Source organism: Citrobacter sp. Igbk 17 (assembly GCF_028069775.1).
Taxonomy (GTDB): Bacteria; Pseudomonadota; Gammaproteobacteria; order Enterobacterales; family Enterobacteriaceae; genus Citrobacter.
Genome location: NZ_JANEWI010000001.1, coordinates 50,955 through 76,658 on the forward strand (window position 1 = coordinate 50,955; position 25,704 = coordinate 76,658).

Below are 25,704 nucleotides of genomic sequence, written 5' to 3' on the forward strand. Positions count from 1 at the left end.
TTAACTTTTATTAATACTCTCGTGTTGTCTGGTTTTTATTGATTTGTGCTGTTAAATATCAAGGGGTTATCAATTTGTGCTCTATAGACAAAAAAATACGCACCGATGGCAAAATCGGTGCGCATTCATCAAGGAAATGAATTAATGACTGAACTGACGGAAAAGTGCTTTGCCTTTTAACAGACGCGAGCCGAGCCATCCACCGCATAGGGAGAGTAGCAACGCCCCACAGAAGGGTAAGACTACCCACAGTCGCCAGTCAGGTTCCCAAGGGAAATCAAAAACTTTGGTTTGCAGAACCGCCAGCGCCGTTTCCGCACCGATGGCCGCCACCAGGCCGGAGACCATCCCCAACATGGCGAACTCGCACCACAGCGTAGTACGCAGCAATTTCTTACCCGCGCCCAGCGTACGCCAGACCACCAGTTCCTGATGACGTTGACGCATCCCCACCTGAACCTGCGCCAGCAGCAATAACATGCCGCAAGCAGTGACCAGAACCACCATCACTTCCAGCGCACGACTCACCTGCTCAAGGACCTGACTGACCTGTTTGAGGATGGCGCCAATATCCAGCAGGCTGATGGTTGGGAATTCGCGGTTAAGCTGCGTCAACATGCCATTGCCGTTCTCCCAGCGAAAGCTGGTCAGCCAACTTTGCGGCTGCCCGTCGAGCGCACCGGAAGGGAAAATAAAGAAGAAATTCGGCCGCAGGCTTTCCCAATCCACTTTACGCAGACTGCTTACCGTGGCACTGAAATCCTGGGTATCGCCCATAAAGGTCACACGATCGCCAAGCTTCACGTTTAAGCGCTTCGCCAGCCCCTCTTCCATCGACACTTCACCCGCTTTTGGCGGCCAGCTTCCGGCGGTAATCGGGTTATGATCCGGCCGGGTATCCTGCCAGGTCAGATTCAGTTCACGATTAAGCGCCTCGTCCTGATTACCTTCGGTTGCCTTGTCATTGATCGCCGTCAGACGCGCCCGCACGATGGGATAGAACGACTCCGGGATCACCTGATGTTCAGACAGGAACGCTTTCAGCGGCACTACCTGCTCGCTGGCGATGTTAATAAGGAAGTAGTTGGGACTTTCTGGCGGCATTTGCTGCTGCCAGCGATCGAGCAGATCGCCACGCAGTACCAACAGCAGCGCCAGCAGCATAAAGGACAGCGAAAAGGCCGATAGCTGGCTCAGCGTCGACCACGGCTGGCGCAACAGTCGACTGACCGCTAAACGTAGCGGTAGTGATGTTAACGTCAGACCACGCAGTACGTTGAGCAGCATCCAGCCCAGCACGCCGCACAAGAGCGCCAGTACAACCGCGCCGGCCAGCACCGCCCACAGCAGCATGCTCCCCCCCATCAGCCCGGCAAGCAGCGCGACCACAACGATCAATACCACAGGCAAATAGAACTTCAGTGGCCAGACGTTGGCGACGACATCACGACGCAGTACCCGCAATGGCTGTGTCGCCAGCAACAATCGATAAGGACGTAGCCCCACTAACAGGGAAATGACCGTCATCGTGCCTAATGCCCACAGCCACGGCCAGGGGCTGGCAGGCGGCAACTCGCCGGGCAGAACCGGCTTGAGCAACACCACCAGGACACGTTCAAATAACAGCCCAAACAGCCCCCCGGTTACACCAGACAGTACCAGCACCATCAGCCACTGACCGATAATCAGCTTGCGCAGCTGCGCCCTGCCCGCGCCGAGTGTTTTCAGAATCGCCACCAGGTCGTAACGACTACGGCAATAATGGCTCATCGCTACGGCAACCGCGGCCACCGCCAGCAGCAGCGTTAACAGCGCCGACAGCAGCAGGAATTGTTGCGAACGCTCAAGCGATTTCCCCAGTGCCCCCTCATCCTGTTCCAGCCCATACCAGCGCTGTTCTGGCTTCAGTTGTGGCAGCAGCCACTTTTCATAGCCTTCTAATTGCTGCGGTGTCCCGCCAAATTTATAGCGCCAGGTCACCCGGCTTCCCGGCTGGACCGCCCCCGTTTTTTCAACATCCGCCATGTTCATCATCAGACGCGGCGCTATCTGGAACGGATTAAAACCAGAGTCAGGCTCCTGCACCACTTCACCCGCAATGCGCAACGTGGCATCGCCAACGTCGATGGGGTCTCCGATTTTTAAGTTGAGCAGCGCCATCAAACGCGGTGCCAGCAGCACCGAGCCTGGCTGTGGTTTCAGCCCCGACGGATGGGTCTGCAACGAGCCGTACATCGGATACACATCATCCACTGCTTTGACGTTCGCCAGTTGCGGCGTATCGCGGGCAAAAGTCATGGTGGCAAAGGTGAGCTGTTCCCCCACCTTCAGGCCACGCTGTCGCGCCGCGTCAATCCATGCTTTCGGGAGTGCTCGTGAACTTTGCAGCGACCGATCACCCGCCATAAATTCGCGACTTTGCTGGCTCAGACCTTTTTCCATCCGGTCGCTGATATTACCCAGCGCAAGGACACAGGCCACCGCAAGACTCAGTGCCAGCCAGACTATCAGTAATGAAGGCGAGCGCCATTCGCGCCAGAACCAGCGTGCTATCATGCCTCCTCCTGCAACAGCCCGTTCACCAGACGTAAACGCCGATCGCAGCGCGCCGCCAGTTGTGGGTCGTGCGTCACCAGAATCAGGGTCGTGCCGTGCTCGCGGTTCAAAGAAAACAGCAGATCGGCAATTTTGTCCCCAGTCTGCCGATCCAGATTGCCCGTAGGTTCATCGGCAAACAGGACATCAGGGCGCCCATTAAACGCCCTTGCCAGCGCCACACGCTGCTGCTCACCACCGGAAAGCTGCGCCGGAAGATGATCGAGACGTTTTCCCAACCCCAATTGTTCAAGCAGCGTTTTCGCACCATCGCGGCTTTTCCCACTGTGTTCTCCCCGCAACAGTGCAGGAAGCTCAACGTTCTCCAGTGCGTTCAGCGTTGGAATTAACATGAATGACTGGAAGACAAAGCCAACATGTCGCGCCCGTAACTGCGCCCGAGCCTCTTCGTCCATGGTATGCAGCGCCTGTCCCACCAGACTCACTTCACCGCTGGAGCCATCGTCCAGCCCGGCAAGGATCGCCAGTAGCGTAGATTTCCCCGATCCTGATTCGCCAATCAGCGCAATGGTCTCGGCGCGTTTGACAACCAGTTCAACTCCGGTAAGGATGGATAGCTCGTGATCACCCTGACCGACGGATTTCTTAAGATGATGAACTTCAACAATGTTTTCCGCTGGCATTTGCCTTTCCTGTTCCTGGTTCTGTTAACTTTCCGCGCCGCCGCAGCGGACACGTTACTTATTCTGGGTGACAGCCTGAGCGCCGGATACCGTATGTCAGCCAGTGCGGCATGGCCTGCACTGCTTAATGATAAATGGCACAGCAAAACACCGGTGGTAAATGCCAGTATTAGCGGCGATACCTCGCAGCAGGGTCTGGCCCGTCTGCCCGCATTACTGAAACAACATCAGCCGCGCTGGGTGCTGGTCGAACTGGGTGGCAATGATGGCCTGCGCGGGTTTGCACCTGCCCAAACTGAACAAACCCTGCGTACCATTTTGCAGGACGTAAAAGCGGCGAATGCCGAACCGCTGCTGATGCAAATTCGTCTGCCAGCAAACTACGGTCGCCGTTATAATGAAACCTTTAGCGCGATTTATCCCAAGCTTGCCAAAGAGTTTGATATTCCTCTGCTGCCCTTTTTTATGGAGGAGGTCTATCTGAAACCCCAATGGATGCAGGATGATGGTATCCATCCTAATCGTGACGCCCAGCCGTTTATTGCCGACTGGATGGCGAAACATCTCACCCCTTTTCTATCCTAAATAATTCGAGTTGTATGAAGGCGGCAAGTGAGAGAGTTCCCAGGAGCATAGATAACTATGTGACTGGGGTGAGCGAGCGTAGCCAACGCACAGACAACTTGAAGTATGACGGATATAGTAAATCACGACTCGTAAATCAACGGAGATCCTGACAGGTAAAGTTATGCAAAAATCGGTCTTAATAACAGGATGTTCCAGTGGTATTGGCCTGGAAAGTGCGCTTGAGCTTAAACGCCAGGGTTTTCGAATTCTGGCTGGCTGCCGCAAACCTGAGGATGTCGCGCGCATGAACGGCATGGGATTTACCGGCATATTGCTGGATCTCGACTCACCAGAAAGCGTGGATCGCGCCGCCGATGAGGTGATCGCCCTGACCGAAAACCGTTTGTATGGGATCTTTAACAACGCAGGATTTGGCGTTTACGGCCCACTGTCCACCATCAGCCGCGAGCAAATGGAACAGCAGTTTTCCGCCAACTTTTTTGGCGCTCATCAGCTCACTATGCGCCTGCTACCCGCCATGTTACCTCATGGCGAAGGGCGTATTGTGATGACCTCTTCAGTCATGGGATTAATTTCCACACCAGGGCGAGGCGCGTATGCCGCCAGCAAATATGCGCTGGAAGCCTGGTCCGATGCGCTACGGATGGAACTTCGCCATAGCGGAATTAAGGTCAGCCTGATTGAACCCGGCCCCATTCGCACCCGCTTTACTGAAAACGTCAACCAGACCCAGAGTGATAAGCCCGTCGAGAACCCCGGTATTGCTGCTCGGTTTACATTGGGTCCGGAGGCCGTTGTCGCCAAAGTGCGCCATGCTTTTGAGAGCGACAAACCCAAATTGCGTTATCCCGTTACGCTGGTGACCTGGGCTGTGACGTTTCTCAAACGCCTGCTCCCGGGCCGCGCAATGGACAAAATTTTACACGGCTGAGTTGAAGCCTGCTCGTCAGCCCCCATGTAGAAACAAATAGACGAATAGAGAGTGACTCCATGTCCGCACAAAATATTGTCAATATTAACGAATCAAATCTGCAGCAGACCCTTGAATTGTCGATGACCACCCCGGTCCTGTTCTATTTCTGGTCTGAACGTAGCCAACATTGTCTGCAATTAACGCCGGTACTGGAGAGCCTTGCTGCACAGTACAACGGCCAGTTTATTCTTGCCAAGCTGGACTGTGACGCCGAACAGATGATCGCGTCTCAGTTTGGTCTACGCGCAATTCCAACGGTTTACCTGTTCCAGAACGGTCAGCCGGTCGATGGCTTCCAGGGACCGCAGCCGGAAGAGGTTATCCGCGCACTGCTTGAAAAAGTATTGCCGAGTGAAGAAGAGCTGAAAGCACGCCAGGCAATTGAGTTTATTGAAGCGGGTAACCACGCCGACGCCCTGCCACTGTTGAAAGAAGCGTGGCAAATCTCCAACCAGAGCAGCGAAATTGGTCTGCTGCTGGCGGAAACGCAAATTGCGCTGAATCGTACTGAAGATGCTGAAGCTGTACTCAAAACCATCCCATTGCAGGATCAGGATACCCGTTATCAGGGGCTGGTCGCGCAAATTGAACTGCTGAAGCAGGCGGCTGATACACCAGAAATTCAGCAGTTACAGCAACAGGTTACGAATAACCCACAGGATGCAGCACTGGCAACGCAACTGGCTATTCAATTGCACCAGGTTGGACGTAACGAAGAAGCACTGGAACTCCTGTTCAGCCATTTGAAGAAAGATCTCGCGGCGGCTGATGGTCAGGCACGTAAGACCTTCCAGGAGATCCTCGCTGCGCTAGGTACCGGTGATGCGCTGGCGTCAAAATATCGTCGTCAGCTGTACGCACTGTTGTACTAATCCGTTTCATTTTGCCCGATGGCGCTGTGCTTATCGGGCCGACAAATACCACTCTCGAAGGCCGGATAAGCGGTAGCCGCCATCCGGCATCACATCACGGTTTCTTTAATGGCGTCACCACCAACTGGTGGCGCGAATTATAGAACTTCCGATAGGTTAAATAGCAGGCGATAATGGTCGACAGGCTGGCGGTAGAAAGCAGCATAAACGTCACCATAATCTGATACTTAATCGCTTTTACCGGATCGATACCGGCAAAGATCAATCCTGACATCATCCCCGGTAAACTTACTAACCCGACGGTTTTTGCGGAATCGATCGTTGGGATCAGCGATGCGCGAATACTGTCCCGAATAAGCGGCGCGGACGCGACTTTCGGAGAAGCGCCGAGGCTTAATTTCTCCTGAATTTGCTGCTGCTCACTGCTAAAGCGCTGCCCCAGGTTGTTGTAACATAACCCGACGGCCACCATCGCATTCCCGGCGATCATGCCGGAAATCGGGATCACTTGCATCGGTGCAAACTCGATGGAGCCTGACAGCACCAAAACGGCCAGCGTGACCCCCGCCCCCGAGGTAATAGCGATAAATGAGGAGATAAAAGCCTTATCAATATATTTACTGCGTTTTTGCGCGTTATATGCGGCGTTAAAGCAGATAAACAGCACCATCACTAAGGTCAGAATGCTGTGGTTTACGCCGAAAATATATTTCAGCACGTAGCCTACGATAATAAGCTGGACAACCGCCCGGCAAACGCTCCAGAGAATATCTTTTTCCAGTGCCAGTTTTTCTTTATGGCTGATCAGCATCGCCACCACCACCAGCATCATCGCTAACGCCAGTGATTCATTGGTAATATTATGCTCATTCATTGCTTACTTCCTGCATTTCTCCGGCATGCGGCTGAAGGATAATGACATTATCCGCATGATTAATTTCATCTTTGTCGTGCGTCACCCACAGCACAGCAATATTCTTATCGCGCACATAGCGGTGAATTAGCTCATTCACATTCCGTTTGTTGGCTTCATCCAGCGCGCTGGTTATTTCATCAAGCAGCAGGATTTTCGGCAGAAACTGCAAATTACGAATTAACGAGACGCGCTGCTTTTCGCCGCCGGACAGGTCATTGATGTTTTTTTTGAGGATCGTCTCGGGTAACTCAAAGCGGGCCAGATCGGTCAGAAACACATCTGGATCCGGACTTTTATTGCGGATTTGCCAGGGGAAAATGAGATTGTCGTAAACGGTGTCACCAAACAAAGCGGGCGTTTGCGCGCAATAAGAGACCTGCTGACGATACGCTTCCGGCTTGAGGGTCGTTATCTCCTTGCCCTCAAAGATAATCTCACCCGCGCTCGGGCTAATTAACGACGCGACAATTTTCAACAACGTGCTTTTACCGCAACCGGACTGGCCGGTAATCAGCTTAAATTCTCCGGCATTAAGATTAAAACTGATGTTATTAAGAATTTTCGTTGTTCCCGCCTGCCAGGCGACATTCTTTAACTGAAGCAGCATTCTGCTTTCTTCCATTACCAATCCCTTTTTTACCTCTTTCGTGCAGACAGTCTATCCCTGTAATTTATTATAGGGGAGCCCACCTTGATAAATCGGGTATAATTTGATTAATGAGGCAGTAAAGGACAGCACAACAGGAGGTTTCATCGATGCTCATTTTTATTCCTATTCTTATTTTTGTCGCACTGGTCATCGTCGGTGCGGGCGTGAAAATCGTCCCGCAGGGATACCAGTGGACGGTGGAACGTTTCGGGCGTTACACCAAGACCCTGCAACCGGGGTTAAGTCTTGTTGTGCCATTTATGGACCGAATTGGTCGTAAGATCAACATGATGGAACAGGTTCTTGATATTCCGTCGCAAGAGGTCATCTCCAAAGACAACGCTAACGTTGCCATTGATGCCGTGTGCTTTATTCAGGTCATCGACGCGCCAAAGGCGGCGTATGAAGTCAGTAACCTGGAACTGGCGATCATTAACCTGACCATGACCAACATCCGTACCGTGCTTGGCTCGATGGAACTCGATGAGATGCTCTCCCAGCGCGACAACATCAATACGCGCTTGCTGCATATCGTTGATGAAGCCACCAATCCCTGGGGCATCAAAATTACCCGTATCGAGATCCGCGATGTTCGCCCACCGGCAGAGCTTATCGATGCGATGAACGCACAGATGAAAGCAGAGCGTACCAAGCGTGCCTACATTCTTGAAGCCGAGGGTATCCGTCAGGCGGAGATCGTCAAGGCCGAAGGTGAGAAACAGTCGAAAATCCTGAAAGCAGAAGGTGAACGCCAGTCCGCTTTCTTACAGGCCGAAGCACGTGAACGTTCAGCGGAAGCGGAAGCTCGTGCAACGCAGATGGTATCTGAAGCCATTGCTGCTGGGGACATTCAGGCTGTGAATTACTTTGTGGCACAGAAATACACCGAAGCGCTGCAACATATCGGTTCGTCGAATAACAGTAAAGTGGTGATGATGCCGCTGGATGCCAGCAGTCTGATGGGCTCCATCGCCGGGATCACTGAGCTGATTAAGGACAGCGCCAGCGAACGGAAAAAATCATGATAGCGATGATCCTGGTTCACCCACATATCTTCTGGCTTAGCCTCGGGGGCCTGCTATTGGCCGCCGAGATGCTGGGCGGTAACGGTTATCTGCTATGGAGCGGTGTAGCGGCGGTGATAACCGGGCTGGTTATCTGGCTCGTACCGCTCGACTGGGCGTGGCAGGGAGCAATGTTCGCCGTATTAACACTGCTGGCAGCCTGGTTGTGGTGGAAATGGCTGGCGAAGCGCGTGCAAGAGCAGAAACCGGCCGACAGCCATCTTAATCAGCGCGGACAACAGCTAGTCGGTCGTCGGTTTACACTGGAAACCGCCCTGGTCAATGGTCGCGGGCATATGCGCGTCGGCGACAGCTCGTGGCCCGTCAGCGCCAATGATGACTTAAGCGCCGGAACACACGTTGAAGTGGTTGCCGTTGAAGGCATTACTCTGGTAATCAAAGCCGTATCACCATAAAACAGACAGGAAATAAGACTATGGTCAGGAAGACACCCCTCGCCTTTGCCCTTTTTACCCTACTGGCAACTGCTCCTCAGGCGTTTGCCTCATCAGATATAGAAGATTGCAAATGGAGCGATGACCACTGTCTGCTGAAAGGCACGCCTACCTTCAGCCCCGGAAACGACAGCCGTGATAACCTGCTACGACTGCTGAGTCAGGAGAAATCGTTCGCCCTGCCGATACAGGCGATGCCTGAGGATATCACCCGCTCCCGTGATTTCTATTTCGCTTATCACCCGCAGTGGGATGACATCACGTCGCCCGCAGCCGCAGTCCCGGAGCAAAACGCTGATGACACGCTAACCCGGCAAATGGCCGAACTGCACATCAGCGCGGATGAGGTAATCCGCAATAATGATGATCTCGAAAACCGACATGTTTCGAATAATATGGGCAGCGCCAGTCAATTCTTTGGCGCACTGCTCACCGATACCTCGTTGACGGTGGAACAACGCCAGGCTCTGGCGCAAGCGCGGATGGGGCTGTTGTCCGGCGCAACCCGTGAGCAGATTGATGCCTCATTGACTACTCTGCCTGTGGATTCCAGTGCCCAACGCTATAAAACGTACCTGATTGCCGCCGCCAATTTCTATGCCGGTGATTATGTGAATGCCGAACAAGCGTTTACTCAGTTGGCGAAAAGCGATCGCCCATGGCTGGCAGAAACGGCGCAGTACATGCTAATGCGCACAGCACTGAATAAAAGTAGTCAGAACAGCGTCGGTGAATACGGTGATTTTGATATCGCCAGAATTAACCACCAGGATGCCGCTCAGGCACAGACACAGGCGCAAGCCTATCTGCATCGCTGGCCGCAAGGCCAGTACGCCGATTCGACGCGCGGTATGCTGCGGCGTATCAACTGGTATTTACAAGCCTGGCCACAGCTGGCCGGACTGTATGAGCAGGCTCTCGATACGTCGGCCAATGCGCAGCAGTTGCGTGAGACCGTGACAGAATACGATAACGTCTACGGTATGCAATTCTATGATCAATCCGTAATTGAAGCCTTTCCTGATGCCCCCCGCGTGAGCTATATCGAACTGTTACGCGCACTGCGTCTGAATAGCGATAAAAAACCCACGCTGACCCAGGCGCAACTTGATGCGAGCAAGCCGGTATTTGAACAAAGCCAACACATGCCGCTGTGGCGCAATCTACAGCTGAATTTATGGATGGCGGCGGGCAACTATGCGGCCATTGTTCAGACAGTAACCCCGGCGCAACAACTTTCCGCACACGATACGCTCGCGTTTAGCGAACAGGTGCTCTACGGCGAAGCGCTAATGGGCCAACAGCAATGGTCTACCGCACGCGCGTTCTGGCAGCAGTTGCTGAAAGTGAGCAAAGATAACGAGCAGCAGCAATATGTGCAGGCCAAGCTGGCGGCTACGCTGGTCTATAGTGGTGACAGCGCGGCGATATTCGCCCCGGACAGTGCGGTAACCAATCTGCGTTTCCGCTCTCAGGTGCTGAAAACACAGGCAACGCCTGAACTGCTACGCCAGCAGGCTACCCATGGGCCTAACAATGAAGAGCGCACGATAGCCCTGCATACGTTGCTGGTTCGGGATCTTACCGAGAACCGTTTTGCGGACTGGTTGAATGACCGGAAACTGGCCCGTGCCATTAGCCAACCGGTGGTTGGCACCGCATTTGATGACGTCAATCTGAGCGTGTTTGACTGGAACGGTGATGCCGCTCAGGCCGGCTATACCTGCCGCAGCCTCAATGAAACGGTCACGGTATTAAGCCGCAAAGCCGATGACGCCCACGCACTGAACTGTCTGGGTGAGTTCTTCCGTACCACACAAACCCATGTCGATCTGTGGAAAAACAGTAGCGGTAACGATGTGCTGGAAGTGGCCATTACGCGACAGGAGCCGTTCGGCCAGTTCGACAGGCAGCGCTATTACCAACAGGTTATCGCGTCCCCAACAGCGGAAGTCGAGGATAAAAGCTTTGCGCTGTATCGGGCCATCATGTGCTACTCCCCGTCAGGTTATAACGAATGCGGCGGCGAAGACGTGGATAAATCGCAGCGAAAAGACTGGTTCACACAGTTAAAGACGCAGTATCCGGGAAGCCCGTGGGCGCAAAAACTCAAATACTACTGGTAATCGCGCTGCTGGCCGGTCAGGCACAGGCGGCGGATATTGTCGCCGCCCGTGACCATTCGGCCTTCTGGCTGTGGTCCGGGGTGAAAGCCAGTGCTGAACTGCAAAATGCGCAAACGGTCTATCTGCATCAGGGCGAGGTGCTGGTTCGATCGGGTAACGTGGTTTTCCAGCGTCTGGGACTGCCGGTCAGTCGTCTGACTTTTCCCTCAATCTGGCTGACGGTCCGCTTTACCACGCTCGACGTACCGGAGGAGATTCCTGCCCGAATCATACGGCTGATGCAACGCTGGCAGAGCGCCGGCAACCACGTCGTCGGCCTGCAGGTCGATTTTGACGCGGCGACCCACCAGCTTGCTGATTACGCCCGTTTTCTGCACCAATTGCGTCAACAGTTGCCGCCAGAGTTTGCGCTTGGCGTGACAGGTCTGCTGGACTGGGCAAAAACCGGGGATGTCGCCACGCTAAACGCACTGGCGGTCGATGAACTGGTGGTGCAGAGCTATCAGGGGCGTCAGACGGTGGCAAATTATCAGGCGTATCTGCCTGCACTCGCCCGTCTGCGTATTCCGTTTAAGCTGGGGCTGGTGCAAAACGGTAGCAGGGACCTGCAGGCTGAGGCTCAGCTTGAAAAATCCCCGTGGTACCGTGGCACAGTGGTGTTTATGCTCAATCCCTCTCGCCGTTAAGCCTTTGCTTTGTGATGGCAGCAGCCGGAGAGATTATCCATGATCGGGCATTCGGCGCTATCATCACCAGGGCAACTGTCCGCCAGCGCCAGCAAATGCAAGCGCATGGCCTGCAGCTCGCTGATATGCCGCTCGATGTCCGCCACTTTTTCTAACGTGCGCTTTTTGACATCCGCGCTGTGACGCGCCGGATCGTTAAACAAATTGACCAGCTCACCACACTCTTCCAGGTTAAAGCCAACCTGCCGCGCCTGACGCAACAGCGTCAGTTCATTCAGATGCTGCTGGTTGTATGTGCGATAGCCGTTTTCGCTACGTAGTGGCGGCGTCACCAGACCTTTTTCTTCATAAAAGCGTATCGCTTTACTGGTTAAACCGGTTTTTTTAGCAACATCGGATATATTCACATCTTCCCCCTTGACCTTCCCCTTGATGGAAGGTTTAACCTTTATAACAGTTAGTCAAAACGACTGCTAAGGTCAACGTTTACCGACCAATCATAGAGGAAATTTGTTATGTCTCAAACTATCGATCTGACTCTGGACGGTCTGTCCTGTGGTCACTGCGTAAAACGCGTTAAAGAAAGTCTCGAACAACGCCCGGACGTGGAACTCGCGGATGTCACGGTGACAGAAGCCCATGTCACCGGTAGCGCCAGTGCCGAGGCGCTGATCGAAACCATCAAACAAGCCGGTTATGGCGCGGAGTTAAGCCACCCAAAGGCTAAACCGCTGGCGGAGTCATCAATCCCGTCGGAAGCACTGGCAGCGGTCCCCCCTGAGCTTCCGGCAGCTACGGCTGAAGAAGATGATAGCCAACAGTTGCTGTTAAACGGCATGAGCTGCGCCAGCTGTGTCTCCCGCGTACAAAATGCGCTGCAAAGCGTACCGGGTGTCACGCAGGCACGGGTAAACCTGGCGGAGCGCACTGCGCTGGTAATGGGCAGTGCATCCGCCGCAGATTTAGTGCAGGCGGTGGAAAAAGCCGGCTATGGCGCGGAAGCGATCGAAGACGACGCTAAGCGTCGCGAACGCCAGCAGGAAACCGCCGTGGCGACCATGAAACGTTTTCGCTGGCAGGCGGCGGTTGCGCTGTTGCTGGGTGTCCCGGTCATGGTATGGGGAATGATTGGCGATAACATGATGGTGAGTGCCGACAACCGTAGCCTGTGGCTGGTCATTGGTCTGGCAACACTCGCTGTCATGGTCTTCGCAGGCGGTCACTTCTACCGCAGCGCGTGGAAAAGCCTGATGAACGGCACCGCGACCATGGATACACTGGTCGCGCTGGGCACGGGGGTCGCCTGGCTCTATTCCATGAGCGTAAACCTCTGGCCGCAATGGTTCCCAATGGAAGCGCGGCATCTCTATTATGAAGCCAGTGCCATGATTATCGGTCTGATTAACCTTGGCCATATGCTGGAAGCACGCGCCCGCCAACGCTCTTCCAAAGCGCTGGAAAAACTACTCGATTTAACACCGCCAACCGCACGTGTTGTGACTGATGACGGTGAAAAAAACGTGCCACTGGCCGATGTGCAGGCAGGCATGTTGCTACGTCTGACTACCGGCGATCGCGTTCCGGTAGATGGCGAAATCACACAGGGCGAGGCCTGGCTGGATGAAGCGATGCTGACCGGCGAACCAATCCCGCAACAAAAAGGGGAAGGTGATAGCGTCCACGCCGGTACTGTCGTTCAGGATGGTAGCGTACTGTTCCGCGCCAGTGCCGTCGGCAGCCACACGACGTTATCGCGTATTATTCGCATGGTGCGTCAGGCACAAAGCAGTAAGCCCGAGATTGGTAAACTGGCCGACCGTATTTCCTCGGTATTCGTTCCGGTGGTGGTAGTGATTGCACTGGTGAGTGCAGCAATTTGGTACTTTTTCGGCCCGGCACCACAAATTGTTTATACGCTGGTGATTGCCACCACCGTACTGATTATTGCCTGTCCTTGTGCGCTAGGTCTGGCCACACCCATGTCGATTATTTCCGGGGTGGGTCGTGCCGCTGAGTTTGGGGTGCTGGTACGTGATGCTGATGCGCTGCAACGCGCCAGCACGCTTGATACCGTCGTCTTTGACAAGACCGGTACGCTGACTGAGGGTAAACCGCAGGTTGTCGCCATCAAAACGTTCGGCAATACCGACGAAGCGCTGGCTGTTCGCCTGGCAGCCGCCCTTGAACAGGGTTCCAGCCATCCGCTGGCCCGGGCGATTCTGGATAAAGCGGGCGATGTTACGTTGCCGCAAGTCAATGGTTTCCGTACGCTGCGCGGTTTAGGCGTCAGCGGGGAAGCTGAAGGCCATACGTTATTACTGGGTAACCAGGCGCTGCTCAACGAACAGCACGTTGTTACCACCGAAATGGAAGCCGAGATCACGGCTCAGGCTTCCCAGGGGACAACCCCGGTGCTGTTAGCCATTGACGGGCAAGCGGCAGCCTTGTTAGCGGTACGTGACCCATTGCGCAGCGACAGCGTGGCCGCGCTTCAGCGTCTGCACCGCGCTGGCTATCGTCTGGTGATGCTCACCGGTGATAACCCAACTACGGCCAATGCCATTGCCAAAGAAGCAGGTATTGATGAGGTGATAGCCGGCGTACTGCCAGACGGTAAAGCGGAAGCCATTAAACGTCTGCAGAGCCAGGGACGTCAGGTCGCCATGGTCGGTGACGGCATTAACGATGCCCCTGCCCTGGCCCAGGCCGATGTGGGTATTGCAATGGGCGGAGGCAGCGATGTGGCGATTGAGACCGCTGCGATCACGCTGATGCGTCATAGCCTGATGGGCGTTGCGGATGCGCTCTCTATCTCGCGGGCAACGCTGCGTAATATGAAGCAGAACCTGCTCGGCGCATTTATCTACAACAGCATCGGTATCCCCGTTGCCGCCGGGATTCTGTGGCCGTTCACCGGGACCCTGCTGAACCCGGTCGTTGCCGGAGCTGCGATGGCGCTCTCTTCTATTACCGTGGTGAGCAACGCCAACCGACTGCTGCGCTTTAAACCGAAAGAGTAACCCTTTGCCAAACGGCACTTTCGTTTATCCGGCCTACAAAAAGTAAGTGATAATGTAGGCCGGATAAGACGATTTTGCGTCGCCATTCAACGATTCACGGATTGCACCTTCCTGGACCACGCGCTAGCATGGAAGTCTACTCAAGGGAGGCCGTATGGATTTGTTATACCGGGTAAAAGCATTATGGTCTGCACTGCGCGGTAACCATTATACCTGGCCGGCCATCGATGTCTCTTTGCCTGGCAACCGCCATTTTCATCTGATTGGCAGTATTCATATGGGTAGCCGGGGTATGGCCCCTCTGCCTGCCAGGTTACTGAAAAAACTCAGCCGCGCTGATGCACTGATTGTCGAAGCCGATGTCTCCGGTGACGATGCACCGTTTGCCAATCTTCCAGTTTTTGCTGCGCTGGAAGAACGCATCAGCGAAGAGCAATTGCGCAACCTGCAAAAAGTTTCTGGCGATCTTGGTATTTCCCCCTCCCTGTTTTCGACTCAGCCCCTGTGGCAAATAGCCATGATCTTGCAAGCCACGCAGGCGCAACAGCTGGGATTACGGGCGGAATATGGTATTGACTACCAACTGCTCAAAGCGGCTAAACAGGCGCAAAAACCCATTATTGAACTGGAAGGCGCTTCCAGCCAAATCGACCTGTTATGCCAATTACCTGATAACGGTTTGGCTTTGCTCGACGATACCCTGACACACTGGCATACCAACGCCAGGTTGCTGCAACAAATGATGGGTTGGTGGCTTGAATCACCACCACAAAATGGCGAACTCACATTACCCAACACATTCAGCCAGTCGTTATATGACGTACTCATGCACCAGCGTAATGAGGCCTGGCGGGACAAACTCAAGGCAATGCCTGCGGGCCACTATGTGGTCGCAGTGGGCGCACTGCATCTGTATGGGGAGGGAAACTTACCGGAGATGATGCGATAAAAAAAATGGCCAATATTTCTATTGGCCCGTCAAAGAGGAATTTCATCATTATTATTATGCCGACGCTTAAAGCATCGGTGTAGGTCGATTGTCGCTCAAAGTCGTCATCCTGCCAATACTATTGCGCAAGATGGTACTATTTTTTCCACCGCCATCAGGCGTATGCTTATGGCGTATTTTGTCTGGGCCAGGAAAAATTGCTATGACACCCGCCGTTAAACTACTCGAAAAAAACAAAATTTCTTTTCAGATCCACACCTACGATCACGATCCGTCCGAGACCAACTTTGGCGACGAAGTGGTCCGTAAATTAGGGCTGAATGCGGATCAGGTCTACAAAACGCTGCTGGTTGCCGTGAATGGCGATATGAAACATCTGGCGGTTGCCGTCACCCCGGTAGCCGGACAGCTGGATCTTAAAAAGGTCGCGAAGGCGCTGGGCGCCAAAAAGGTCGATATGGCCGACCCAATGGTTGCGCAACGCACAACGGGATATCTGGTCGGCGGTATTAGCCCGCTTGGGCAGAAAAAACGTTTGCCAACGCTGATTGATGCCCCCGCTCAGACATTCGACACTATTTATGTTTCCGGCGGCAAACGCGGGCTGGATATTGAACTGGCGGCGAACGATCTGGCGAAAATTCTGGATGCGAAATTCGCCGACATCGCACGCCGCGATTAAGCCGGTATGGAAGATTGCCTGATGGCGCGCAGCTTTAAGGCCTACAAACCGAATACGCTTACAGCCTGTAGGCCGGATAAGGTGCCAGCACCGCCATCCGGCACTCCCCCTGTTACTGCCAGGTAACTTCACCCTTCGGCTCATACATACTGGCATCCAGCGGTGAGTTTTTCTGTACGTACTCTTTCAGCACTTCCGCATCGATAAACCCGGTATTCACATACCCTGGTTTGTCAGCGATCTGCGGATAACCATCGCCACCGGTGGCATTGAAGCTCAGCGTTGCCATGCGATACGTTTTAGCCGGGTCAACAGGTTCGCCTTTGATTTTCAGATCGTTAAGTTTACCGTCTTTCGCCACAAAGCTGACGTTGGCAAACTGCGGATAGGCCCCGGAGTCCGGCTTCATTTGCGCCACGGCGGTCAGATAGTCAATCACCTCTTTCCCACTCATGTCGGCATACACCACAATATTGCCGAACGGTTGTACCTTCAGCACACTCTTATAGGTGATATCACCGCCTTCAATGGAATCACGAATACCACCGCCGCTCATCACACCAAAATCAGCGCCGGTGCGTGCCATTTGCGCCGCGAGCAGCAGATGCCCCATATTGGTCTGCACAAAACGCACCTTGCTACGGTCGCCTTCCAGACGCGCATTGACACTGCCAATTTTGACATCCAACTGCGCTTTGCCTTTATTCTGGAATGGTGTCAGTAACGACAGCATTTGCTGGTTTTCAGCAATTTCTGGGGTGTAAAGTACGCGCTCACTTTTACCGTTATCCCAGGTCACTTTTTTCTTCAGGTTTACCGGAATGAGTTGGTAGTTGACCATTTTCATTTCGCCATTGCGGAATTCAAAGTCCGCCCGGCCAACGTATTTACCCCACTCATGCGCCTGCACAATCCAGATACCGTTTTGCTTATCTGGCGCACATGGCGTACCCGGTACGTAATCAACCTGCTTTTTGTTTTCCGATGCCATGCACACCGGATCCTGTGAGTGACCACCCACAATCATCGCCAGCGCCCCGGTGGGCAGGCTACGCGCCATTTCGACATCGCCAGGGGCGTTCGAGCCGTGATTGCCGTTGTCATAATGCCCCATATGCGTGGTCGCGATAATGATGTCTGGCTTTTCATTCATATTGAGTTCCTGGATAACCAGCTTTGCTTCTTCCGCAGGTTTGCGAAACTCAATATCGGTGAAGAACTCCGGGTTGCCAATTTTCGCCGTATCATCGGTTGTTAAACCCAGAACCGCGATTTTTAAATCCTGGCGCTTAAAGATAGCCCACGGCTTAAACAAGCGTTCGCCAGTGCTTTTCTGGTAGATATTGGCCGAGAGAAACGGGAATTTCGACCATTTTTCCTGCTGGCGCAAGACGGTCATGGGATTATCAAACTCGTGGTTTCCGACCGCCATCGCGTCGTAGCCAATCAGGTTCATCCCGCGAAAATCAGGTTCCGCATCCTGGAGATCGGATTCTGGTACGCCGGTATTAATGTCGCCACCGGAAAGCAGCAGTACACTGCCGCCCTCCTCAGCCACCTCTTTACGAATACCGTCCACCAGCGTTTTTTGCGCCGCCAGTCCATATTCCCCGTATTCACTGCGCCAGAAGTGACCGTGATGATCGTTGGTATGCAGAATGGTAATTTTGTAGGTTTTATCTTTTTCGTACGCTTGGGCAGGCTGACCTGCCAGCGCAAATGCGGCCAATAACGCCAGCGCCACACCCCGTGTTAAAAATTTCATGTACTCTCCCTGAGCCAATATCAACGACTGAAATTACAATGAAATGATATGAAATAATAGTCGAAAATGTTTTCAGAAATGAGACTTCCTTCAAACACCTTCCGCAGGTATGTTAGGCAAGTAATAATAACAAATTAGATTACCCTCATAATCGCAACCCAAACAGAAGTGACTTTCTATGGCAATAAGTGAACCAACCCAGCCAGTGGCTGGCGCGTCAGCGTCGGTTGCTAAAGCACGCACCTCATTTGGCATTTTAGGGGCGATCAGCCTCTCTCATCTGCTAAACGATATGATCCAATCGCTGATTCTGGCGATTTATCCGCTTTTACAGTCAGAGTTTTCACTGACGTTTATGCAGATCGGGATGATTACGCTAACCTTCCAGCTCGCCTCTTCGCTGCTGCAACCGGTTGTCGGCTACTGGACGGACAAATACCCGATGCCATGGTCGCTACCGATTGGAATGTGCTTCACGCTCAGTGGGCTTGTGCTACTGGCGATGGCAGGCAGTTTCCATATGGTCTTGCTCGCCGCAGCGCTGGTCGGTACCGGGTCTTCAGTATTCCACCCGGAATCCTCTCGTGTGGCACGTATGGCCTCCGGTGGCCGTCATGGGTTGGCTCAATCTATTTTCCAGGTCGGTGGTAACTTCGGTAGTTCTCTGGGACCACTACTGGCCGCTGTCATCATCGCGCCATACGGTAAGGGGAATGTGGCCTGGTTCGTTCTGGCGGCCCTGCTGGCGATTGTGGTACTGGCACAGATTAGCCGTTGGTATGCCGCACAACATCGGATGAGTAAAGGGAAACCGAAGGTCGCCATCGTCAATCCGCTACCACGAAATAAAGTGGTACTGGCGGTGGGGATTCTGCTGGTGCTGATTTTCTCCAAATACTTCTATATGGCGAGCATCAGTAGCTATTACACCTTTTATCTGATGCAAAAATTCGGATTATCGGTACAAAATGCTCAGTTCCACCTGTTTGCCTTCCTGTTTGCCGTTGCGGCCGGGACGGTAATTGGTGGGCCATTAGGTGATAAGATTGGCAGAAAATACGTTATTTGGGGCTCTATCCTCGGCGTAGCGCCGTTTACCCTCATTTTGCCCTATGCAACCCTTGAATGGACTGGGATTTTAACCGTGATTATTGGTTTTATCCTTGCATCGGCCTTTTCTGCCATTCTGGTCTACGCACAGGAGCTACTTCCGGGGCGTATCGGTATGGTTTCTGGGCTATTTTTCGGTTTTGCCTTCGGCATGGGCGGCTTGGGTGCCGCGGTGTTAGGGCTGATTGCCGACCATACCAGTATCGATTTGGTCTATAAAATATGTGCTTTCCTGCCTCTTCTGGGGATACTGACCATATTCTTACCTGATAACCGACATAAAGCCTGATTTTCTGACGGCCAAAAGTAAACTTTGGCCGTCATCACTTACAGTGACCATCAGCCTTTGCCTCATACATCCCCCCGTAGTTTTCCGATCCGTGCTTTTTTACGCTTAAAATCCTATTTTCATCAAAATTCAATAATTATTCATAAACATAAACATTAAAATTGTCATAAACTATTACTCGGAATTTGGGTTTTCAGGATCAACACAGCAACCAAAGGAGACGGAATGCATCACGCCACCCCGCTTATCACCACCATTGTCGGCGGCCTTGTGCTCGCTTTTATATTAGGCATGATTGCCAATAAACTACGTATTTCTCCTCTGGTGGGATATCTGTTAGCGGGCGTTCTGGCCGGTCCATTTACACCTGGTTTTGTTGCTGATACTAAGCTTGCACCTGAACTGGCGGAGCTTGGCGTTATCCTACTGATGTTCGGCGTGGGGCTGCACTTCTCCTTGAAGGATTTAATGGCGGTAAAGTCCATCGCCATTCCCGGCGCTATCGCCCAAATTGCCGTGGCGACGCTACTGGGTATGGCGCTTTCAGCGGTGATGGGCTGGTCGCTGATGGTCGGTATCGTCTTTGGGCTGTGTCTTTCAACCGCCAGTACCGTGGTGCTGTTACGTGCGCTTGAAGAACGGCAGCTCATTGATAGCCAGCGCGGGCAAATCGCGATTGGCTGGCTGATTGTCGAAGATTTGATGATGGTGCTGACGCTGGTTCTCCTGCCTGCTGTCGCCGGAATGCTGGAAAAAGAAAACGTCGGCTTTACTTCGCTGGCCGTGGATATGGGCATTACCATCGGTAAGGTCGTGGCATTTATCGCCATTATGATGCTGGTTGGTCGCCGGCTGGTACCGTGGATTATGGCCCGCAGCGCCGCAACAGGTTCCCGCGAACTGTTTACCCTGTCGGTGCTGGCGTTAGCGCTGGGTATCGCCTTTGGCGCGGTGGAGCTGTTCGATGTTTCCTTTGCACTGGGTGCGTTCTTTGCCGGTATGGTGCTGAACGAGTCAGAATTGAGCCACCGAGCGGCGCACGATACCCTACCGCTACGCGATGCTTTCGCCGTACTGTTCTTTGTTTCCGTCGGTATGCTGTTTGATCCGTTAGTCCTGATCCAGCAGCCACTGGCCGTGCTGGGCACGCTGGCGATTATTATCTTCGGTAAATCCGTCGCTGCCTACTTCCTGGTACGCCTGTTTGGTCACTCTCAGCGTACAGCGCTCACCATTGCTACCAGCCTGGCGCAGATTGGTGAGTTTGCCTTTATCCTGGCGGGCCTTGGTATGGCACTGAACCTATTACCACAAGCCGGACAAAACCTGGTGCTGGCAGGTGCAATTCTCTCCATTATGCTCAACCCGGTGCTGTTTGCTGTATTAGAGAAATATCTCGCCAAAACCGAAACACTGGAAGAGCAGACACTGGAAGAGGCTATCGAAGAAGAGAAGCAGATCCCGGTTGATATTTGTAATCATGCACTGCTGGTCGGTTTTGGTCGTGTCGGCAGCCTGTTAGGTGAAAAGCTGATGGCGGCGGGTGTCCCGCTGGTCGTTATTGAAACATCGCGTACCCGCGTGGATGAACTGCGTGAACGTGGGATCCGTGCCGTGCTCGGTAATGCGGCTAACGAAGAAATTATGAATCTGGCGCATCTGGATTGCGCACGCTGGCTGCTGCTGACCATTCCAAATGGTTACGAAGCGGGTGAGATTGTCGCTTGTGCGCGTCAGAAGTGCCCGTCGATTGAGATTATCGCCCGCGCGCATTATGACGATGAAGTGGAATATATCACCGAGCGTGGGGCTAATCAGGTCGTCATGGGCGAGCGTGAAATCGCCCGCACTATGCTGGAACTGATTGAAACACCGCCTGCCGGTGACGTTGCTACGGCCAGTTAATGTTACGTGCCGGATGGCGCTTACGCTTATCCGGCCTACGTATTCCCACACTGGTGTAAGCCCGATAAGCGCAGCGCTATCGGGCAAGAACTCAGCGGTCCCAGTACGACTCTTCGAGACTGTCTTCACGTTCCGGCAAACCGCGCGTCAGACGCGGTGAATGCTGGTTCAGCACCTGATAACTCACGCGATTAGCATATTTACACACCTGGGCTAAAGATGAATATGTCAGCCAGGTATATTTGTGCTTGCTGGAGTTGGGTACATTGCCGCGGTGATAGCTGTTCGCGGTAATATCATGCAGCAATGCAGCCAATGCACCGTCGCCAGCACCGTTGGTGTTCATGATTTTTTCAGGCCCGCCCATATATGGTGCGATATGTGAATACACACGCAGCGGATTCGTACAATCTTTATGGCGCATTGCGCGGCTAAATTCGTACTGGTTGAATTCAGCAATAGCGCCTGGCAGCAGCGGATGCTGAGTTTTGCGTTTCGCCTCTTCTTCAGTAAAGCCGGCCATATACAGTCCCACCGGCCCGGCAGTACACAAGACTAAATCTACCCAATCCAGTGCTTTATCTGACGCCAGCAGCGGATCGTTTTCACCGGTCAGCGCTTCAGCTTCTTCTTCGTTCATCGCCAGAATAGAGACATTCTCTTTCAGAAATTCCTGCCACCACTGTGGGTTATCCGCAATAACGAATTTGGTACCCAGCGTCAGAACCACCGGAACGTTGTGCTTTTTGGCAAATTCAATCGCCTTCATGGTCGCTTCAGGCATCGGTTCGCCCGGCTTACAGCGTACCAGATAGGAGGTCAACACCAGCGCGGAAGCCCCGGCAATCACCGATTCAGGGATGCTCTCCGCGCGCAACTGGTTCATGTGACCGGGGCTGATGGCAAATGTGCGCTCGCCGGATTCACCAATCAGTGTAAAGCAGCGGCCAATCGGGCCATCTACACCCTGTAGATAGTTCAAATCGGTGCGGCTGGAAGTGTTGCATAAATAGCGATACGCGTAGCTACCAATTTCGATATTGCTGCACATCACACCCAACAGTACCGAGCGGTCATCTGCCAGCACGGAGTAGTTGTGCATGGTGTTACCGATGGTGCCGCCTGCAAACTGATGGGTGATCAGGTTTTCGCGTACCAGCTCCTGGTAGAGTGCTTCCGCAACATCATCTTCAATCACCAGAGAGTGCCCGGCGCTTAATCCATAACGTTTTACAAAATCATCATCCACTTTGGCTTCAATATCCACCAGCGTTTGGTCGATACCGACTACCCAGGCCGCGCTGGTCTCATTTTCAGGCTGAATTTGTTGCAGCAACGGATCGCGCGCGCTGACGGGGAAATAGTGTTTGGATTTACGTTTACCGGGAAATTTCATGGTCGATTATATGGGTGGTTAACTGAGCGATGCATGGTAGCACATTACCTGATATGCATGCGATGCGGCGCTAAGTTTCAATATCGGACGGCGGGATCGCAGTTTATCCGGTCTCAGTTTCTACAATAAATCATCGTCCACAAGGAGCGTTTTATGAAGCCGGATAACAAGATCCCCGTACTCGACAGAATTTCAGATGAAATGAACGTCGTGGTGAATTTTCATCGCGATGACCTGCCACCCTGGCCCGCTGCCGATGATATCGTGGCCCAACGAAAGTACTACATACATGAACGGCAATTCTGGAATGCTGATGCACCGCAAATGAGTACCCAAGAGTGTGCGGTTTCCACCCGCTATGGCTCTGTTAACACACGTATTTATTCACCGCAGCCTCACAGCCAGGCCACGCTCTATTATTTACACGGCGGCGGCTTTATTCTCGGTAATCTGGATACGCACGATCGCATTATGCGTCTACTGGCGCACTACACGCAGTGCACAGTCATTGGCATCGACTACTCACTGTCGCCAGAAGCGCGCTTCCCGCAGGCCATCGAAGAGATTGTCGCCGCCTGCCAATATTTCCATCACCACGCCGACGATTATTCTCTCAATGTGAAACATATTGGTTTTGCCGGCGATTCCGCAGGTGCCATGCTGGCACTCGCCAGTGCGTTGTGGTTACGTGATAAACAGATCCCCTGCGGTAAGGTCATTGGCGTACTGTTGTGGTACGGGCTTTACGGTCTGCAGGATTCGCTTAGCCGCCGACTGATGGGCGGAGCGTGGGATGGTTTAGGACGTGAGGATCTGCAGATGTACGAAAATGCCTATCTGCGTAGCGTCGACGATCGTGAGTCGCCGTATTATTGCCTGTTTAATAACGATCTTACGCACGACGTGCCGCCCTGCTTTATCGCCAGCGCCGAGTTCGATCCGTTGATTGATGACAGCCGGTTACTTTTCCAGACGCTGCATGCGCATCAGCAGACCTGTCAGTATCAAATGTACCCCGGCATGTTGCACGCCTTCCTGCATTATTCGCGGATGATGAAAACCGCCGATGAGGCTCTGCAGGATGGCGCGCGTTTCTTTCAGCAACAGCTTTAGCGGTAGGCTTCGGTCAGTTTAACCATCATTTCAATATGCTCCGGCGCGGCATTCAGCGCCGGAATATACTCATATTTCTTACCGCCAGCCTCGAGGAAAATCTCCCGGTTTTGCACCGCAATCTCTTCCAGTGTTTCGAGGCAATCTGCCGCAAAGCCTGGACACATCACCTGGATATGTCCGGTCCCTTTCTCCGCCAGCATTTTTAACGTTTCGTCAGTATATGGCGTCAACCAAGGCTCACGGCCAAAGCGTGACTGAAAGGTCATCATCACTTTTTCCGGGGCCAGGCCAAGCGCAGAGACCAGTTCACGAGTGGTATCACGGCAGCGCTGCGGGTAATCATCGCCTTCATCCGCATAGCGTTGTGGAATACCGTGGTAGGAGAGCAGCAGTAAATCGGGTTCACCGTGCTGTGCAAACGAATCGCGGGCACTTTTAGCCAGCGCATCAATATAGCTGTTGTCGTCTGCGTAATCACGGATAAAGGAAACCCCAGGAATACCGCGCTTACGCGCCAGGATACGCGCCAGCTCATCCCAGACTGCCGCTACCGTCGAACAGGAGTATTGCGGGTACAGCGTTAACACCACAATGTGGTCAACGCCGCTTGCCAGCAATTCATCAACCGCGCTTTCCAGCGAAGGTGAACCGTAGCTCATTCCCAGTGCGACGGGCGTATCGGGTAAACGCTCCGCCAGTGCCTGCTGCTGCGCACGACTGTAAACCATCAGTGGAGAACCCTCCTCCATCCAGATTGACTGGTACAGCTTTGCCACACGCGGCGCACGCAACGGTAAAATCACACCACGCAGCAACGGCCACCACAGTAGACGGGATGTATCAACTACGCGGGTATCGCTTAAAAACTGGCGCAGGTAACGTTTAACAGCTTCAGGGGTTGGGGCATCGGGAGTGCCGAGATTAGCCAGCAGGATACCGGTTTTCGTCTGACGCATTACCGCCTCTTATCGATTCAAATTGTTGATAATTGTAGCGGAAAAGCGGAGAAGAAGAACTAATTGCTGTGAGAGGTAAGACGAGAATTTGCCTGATGGCGCTGCGCTTATCAGGCCTACAAAAAATCGTAGGCCGGATAAGGTGTATACACCGCCATCCGGCATTAAGCGCGAAAAAATTAACCGAGGATTTTTTCCAGCGCTGCGCGAACGTCAGCCACGGCCTGAGTGCCGTCAACTTTCGCGTATTTGGTGTTACCCGCCTGCGCTTCTTTAGAGTAGTAGCCGATCAGCGGAGCGGTCATCTGATGGTATTCCACCAGACGCTTACGTACGGTCTCTTCCTGATCGTCTTTACGGGTGGTCAGCTCTTCGCCGGTCACGTCGTCTTTACCTTCAACCTTAGGCGGATTGAATTTGATGTGGTAAACGCGGCCAGAAGCAGCGTGTACGCGACGACCAACGATACGATCAACGATCAGCTCATCCGGAACGTCAAACTCCAGAACGTAGTCCACGTTGATGCCCGCTTCTTTCATGGCATCAGCCTGCGGGATAGTACGCGGGAAGCCGTCCAGCAGGAAACCATTACGGCAGTCTTCCTGAGCAATACGCTCTTTTACCAGCGCGATCACCAGCTCATCAGTCACCAGCTTGCCGGCGTCCATGATGTCTTTCGCTTGTTTGCCCAGCTCGGAGCCAGATTTCACGGCGGCACGCAGCATATCACCGGTGGAGATTTGCGGAATACCATATTTCTCCATGATGAACTGAGCCTGAGTTCCTTTACCCGCGCCCGGAGCGCCAAGCAGAATGATACGCATTACGAAAATCCCCTTAAAGGTTGTCGATATTTTTTAAAAAGCGCTAAACGATACCACCATCACGCAATTGGCTCAAGAAAGACGCCTGACGCTGAAACGGTTAACGGCGGGAAAATTGAAAATA

General features: G+C 53.3%; 22 protein-coding genes and 1 pseudogene. 14 read left to right on the forward strand and 9 right to left on the reverse strand.

Annotated features, from left to right (window positions below):
* Positions 1 to 141: 141 nt before the first annotated feature.
* Together ybbP and ybbA are read right to left on the reverse strand one after the other, a co-directional pair.
* Entirely contained in the window at positions 142 to 2,556 is a 2,415-nt protein-coding gene (ybbP, locus tag NNO08_RS00225; RefSeq protein WP_271455940.1) for a putative ABC transporter permease subunit YbbP, read from the reverse strand.
* Positions 2,553 to 3,239: a putative ABC transporter ATP-binding protein YbbA gene (ybbA, locus tag NNO08_RS00230; protein WP_271441944.1), complete on the reverse strand. Its 687-nt coding sequence runs from the start codon at positions 3,237 to 3,239 to the stop codon at positions 2,553 to 2,555. The genes ybbP and ybbA overlap by 4 nt, the downstream gene beginning before the upstream one ends.
* Here ybbA and tesA point away from each other — a divergent pair.
* The 3 genes from tesA (at position 3,207) to NNO08_RS00245 (ending at position 5,672) form a co-directional block, all read left to right on the forward strand.
* The gene (gene tesA, locus NNO08_RS00235; protein ID WP_271455941.1) at positions 3,207 to 3,824 is read left to right on the forward strand and encodes a multifunctional acyl-CoA thioesterase I/protease I/lysophospholipase L1; all 618 of its coding nucleotides are present in this window, start codon (positions 3,207 to 3,209) and stop codon (positions 3,822 to 3,824) included. The genes ybbA and tesA overlap by 33 nt on opposite strands.
* Before the next feature lie 163 nt (positions 3,825 to 3,987).
* Positions 3,988 to 4,758 (forward strand): SDR family oxidoreductase, encoded by a 771-nt coding sequence (locus NNO08_RS00240; RefSeq protein WP_271441942.1) that lies wholly within the window; start codon positions 3,988 to 3,990, stop codon positions 4,756 to 4,758.
* A gap of 59 nt (positions 4,759 to 4,817) precedes the next feature.
* Positions 4,818 to 5,672 carry a co-chaperone YbbN gene (locus tag NNO08_RS00245; RefSeq protein WP_271441941.1) on the forward strand — a complete coding sequence of 285 codons (855 nt, stop codon included), beginning with the start codon at positions 4,818 to 4,820 and terminating at the stop codon, positions 5,670 to 5,672.
* A 94-nt stretch (positions 5,673 to 5,766) separates the two neighbouring features.
* On the opposite strand, the gene fetB is transcribed toward NNO08_RS00245, so the two are convergent.
* Together fetB and fetA are read right to left on the reverse strand one after the other, a co-directional pair.
* On the reverse strand, positions 5,767 to 6,546 hold the full coding sequence (gene fetB, locus NNO08_RS00250) for an iron efflux ABC transporter permease subunit FetB (RefSeq protein WP_271441940.1): 780 nt from the start codon (positions 6,544 to 6,546) through the stop codon (positions 5,767 to 5,769).
* Positions 6,539 to 7,210: an iron efflux ABC transporter ATP-binding subunit FetA gene (fetA, locus tag NNO08_RS00255; protein WP_271455942.1), complete on the reverse strand. Its 672-nt coding sequence runs from the start codon at positions 7,208 to 7,210 to the stop codon at positions 6,539 to 6,541. Before fetA ends, fetB begins: the two co-directional genes overlap by 8 nt.
* 134 nt (positions 7,211 to 7,344) lie before the next feature.
* Here fetA and NNO08_RS00260 point away from each other — a divergent pair, with 134 nt between their 5' ends.
* The 4 genes from NNO08_RS00260 to NNO08_RS00275 are packed head-to-tail and all read left to right on the forward strand — an operon-like array spanning position 7,345 to position 11,568.
* Positions 7,345 to 8,262, forward strand: coding sequence for an SPFH domain-containing protein (locus tag NNO08_RS00260; RefSeq protein ID WP_005125227.1), 918 nt, complete (start codon positions 7,345 to 7,347; stop codon positions 8,260 to 8,262).
* Positions 8,259 to 8,717 carry an NfeD family protein gene (locus NNO08_RS00265; protein ID WP_271454006.1) on the forward strand — a complete coding sequence of 153 codons (459 nt, stop codon included), beginning with the start codon at positions 8,259 to 8,261 and terminating at the stop codon, positions 8,715 to 8,717. The genes NNO08_RS00260 and NNO08_RS00265 overlap by 4 nt, the downstream gene beginning before the upstream one ends.
* A 20-nt stretch (positions 8,718 to 8,737) precedes the next feature.
* Positions 8,738 to 10,882: a hypothetical protein gene (locus tag NNO08_RS00270; protein WP_271455943.1), complete on the forward strand. Its 2,145-nt coding sequence runs from the start codon at positions 8,738 to 8,740 to the stop codon at positions 10,880 to 10,882.
* Positions 10,852 to 11,568: a DUF3142 domain-containing protein gene (locus tag NNO08_RS00275; RefSeq protein ID WP_271441936.1), complete on the forward strand. Its 717-nt coding sequence runs from the start codon at positions 10,852 to 10,854 to the stop codon at positions 11,566 to 11,568. Before NNO08_RS00270 ends, NNO08_RS00275 begins: the two co-directional genes overlap by 31 nt.
* Here the strand turns inward: NNO08_RS00275 and cueR are convergent.
* Entirely contained in the window at positions 11,565 to 11,975 is a 411-nt protein-coding gene (gene cueR, locus NNO08_RS00280) for a Cu(I)-responsive transcriptional regulator (protein ID WP_126318972.1), read from the reverse strand. The two genes, NNO08_RS00275 and cueR, sit on opposite strands and share 4 nt — an antisense overlap.
* Before the next feature lie 108 nt (positions 11,976 to 12,083).
* Here cueR and copA point away from each other — a divergent pair, with 108 nt between their 5' ends.
* The 3 genes from copA (at position 12,084) to ybaK (ending at position 16,219) form a co-directional block, all read left to right on the forward strand.
* Positions 12,084 to 14,588 carry a copper-exporting P-type ATPase CopA gene (gene copA / locus NNO08_RS00285; RefSeq protein ID WP_271455944.1) on the forward strand — a complete coding sequence of 835 codons (2,505 nt, stop codon included), beginning with the start codon at positions 12,084 to 12,086 and terminating at the stop codon, positions 14,586 to 14,588.
* Positions 14,589 to 14,742: 154 nt separating this feature from the next.
* Entirely contained in the window at positions 14,743 to 15,537 is a 795-nt protein-coding gene (locus tag NNO08_RS00290) for a TraB/GumN family protein (protein ID WP_271454010.1), read from the forward strand.
* Positions 15,538 to 15,739: 202 nt separating this feature from the next.
* Positions 15,740 to 16,219, forward strand: coding sequence for a Cys-tRNA(Pro)/Cys-tRNA(Cys) deacylase YbaK (gene ybaK / locus NNO08_RS00295; protein ID WP_137384598.1), 480 nt, complete (start codon positions 15,740 to 15,742; stop codon positions 16,217 to 16,219).
* Positions 16,220 to 16,331: 112 nt separating this feature from the next.
* Here the strand turns inward: ybaK and ushA are convergent, their stop codons facing one another.
* Positions 16,332 to 17,984 (reverse strand): bifunctional UDP-sugar hydrolase/5'-nucleotidase UshA, encoded by a 1,653-nt coding sequence (gene ushA / locus NNO08_RS00300; protein ID WP_271455945.1) that lies wholly within the window; start codon positions 17,982 to 17,984, stop codon positions 16,332 to 16,334.
* A 178-nt stretch (positions 17,985 to 18,162) separates the two neighbouring features.
* On the opposite strand from ushA, the gene fsr reads away from it, so the two are divergent.
* Both fsr and ybaL read left to right on the forward strand, forming a co-directional pair.
* Positions 18,163 to 19,383 carry a fosmidomycin MFS transporter gene (gene fsr, locus NNO08_RS00305; protein ID WP_121584311.1) on the forward strand — a complete coding sequence of 407 codons (1,221 nt, stop codon included), beginning with the start codon at positions 18,163 to 18,165 and terminating at the stop codon, positions 19,381 to 19,383.
* Between the two features lie 225 nt (positions 19,384 to 19,608).
* Positions 19,609 to 21,288 carry a YbaL family putative K(+) efflux transporter gene (gene ybaL / locus NNO08_RS00310; RefSeq protein WP_271455946.1) on the forward strand — a complete coding sequence of 560 codons (1,680 nt, stop codon included), beginning with the start codon at positions 19,609 to 19,611 and terminating at the stop codon, positions 21,286 to 21,288.
* A 91-nt stretch (positions 21,289 to 21,379) separates the two neighbouring features.
* Here the strand turns inward: ybaL and gsk are convergent, their stop codons facing one another.
* Complete coding sequence (gene gsk, locus NNO08_RS00315; protein ID WP_137384601.1) at positions 21,380 to 22,684, reverse strand: inosine/guanosine kinase; 1,305 nt, start codon at positions 22,682 to 22,684, stop codon at positions 21,380 to 21,382.
* Positions 22,685 to 22,837: 153 nt separating this feature from the next.
* On the opposite strand from gsk, the gene aes reads away from it, so the two are divergent.
* Complete coding sequence (gene aes / locus NNO08_RS00320; protein ID WP_271441593.1) at positions 22,838 to 23,797, forward strand: acetyl esterase; 960 nt, start codon at positions 22,838 to 22,840, stop codon at positions 23,795 to 23,797.
* Here aes and hemH read toward each other — a convergent pair.
* Positions 23,794 to 24,756: a ferrochelatase gene (hemH, locus tag NNO08_RS00325; RefSeq protein WP_271441594.1), complete on the reverse strand. Its 963-nt coding sequence runs from the start codon at positions 24,754 to 24,756 to the stop codon at positions 23,794 to 23,796. The two genes, aes and hemH, sit on opposite strands and share 4 nt — an antisense overlap.
* Before the next feature lie 82 nt (positions 24,757 to 24,838).
* Between hemH and NNO08_RS23145 the strand changes: the two are divergent.
* A pseudogene (locus tag NNO08_RS23145) lies at positions 24,839 to 24,919 on the forward strand (hypothetical protein); the annotation flags it as partial.
* Positions 24,920 to 24,935: 16 nt separating this feature from the next.
* Here the strand turns inward: NNO08_RS23145 and adk are convergent.
* Positions 24,936 to 25,580 carry an adenylate kinase gene (gene adk / locus NNO08_RS00330; protein WP_003021773.1) on the reverse strand — a complete coding sequence of 215 codons (645 nt, stop codon included), beginning with the start codon at positions 25,578 to 25,580 and terminating at the stop codon, positions 24,936 to 24,938.
* Between the last annotated feature and the right edge of the window lie 124 nt (positions 25,581 to 25,704).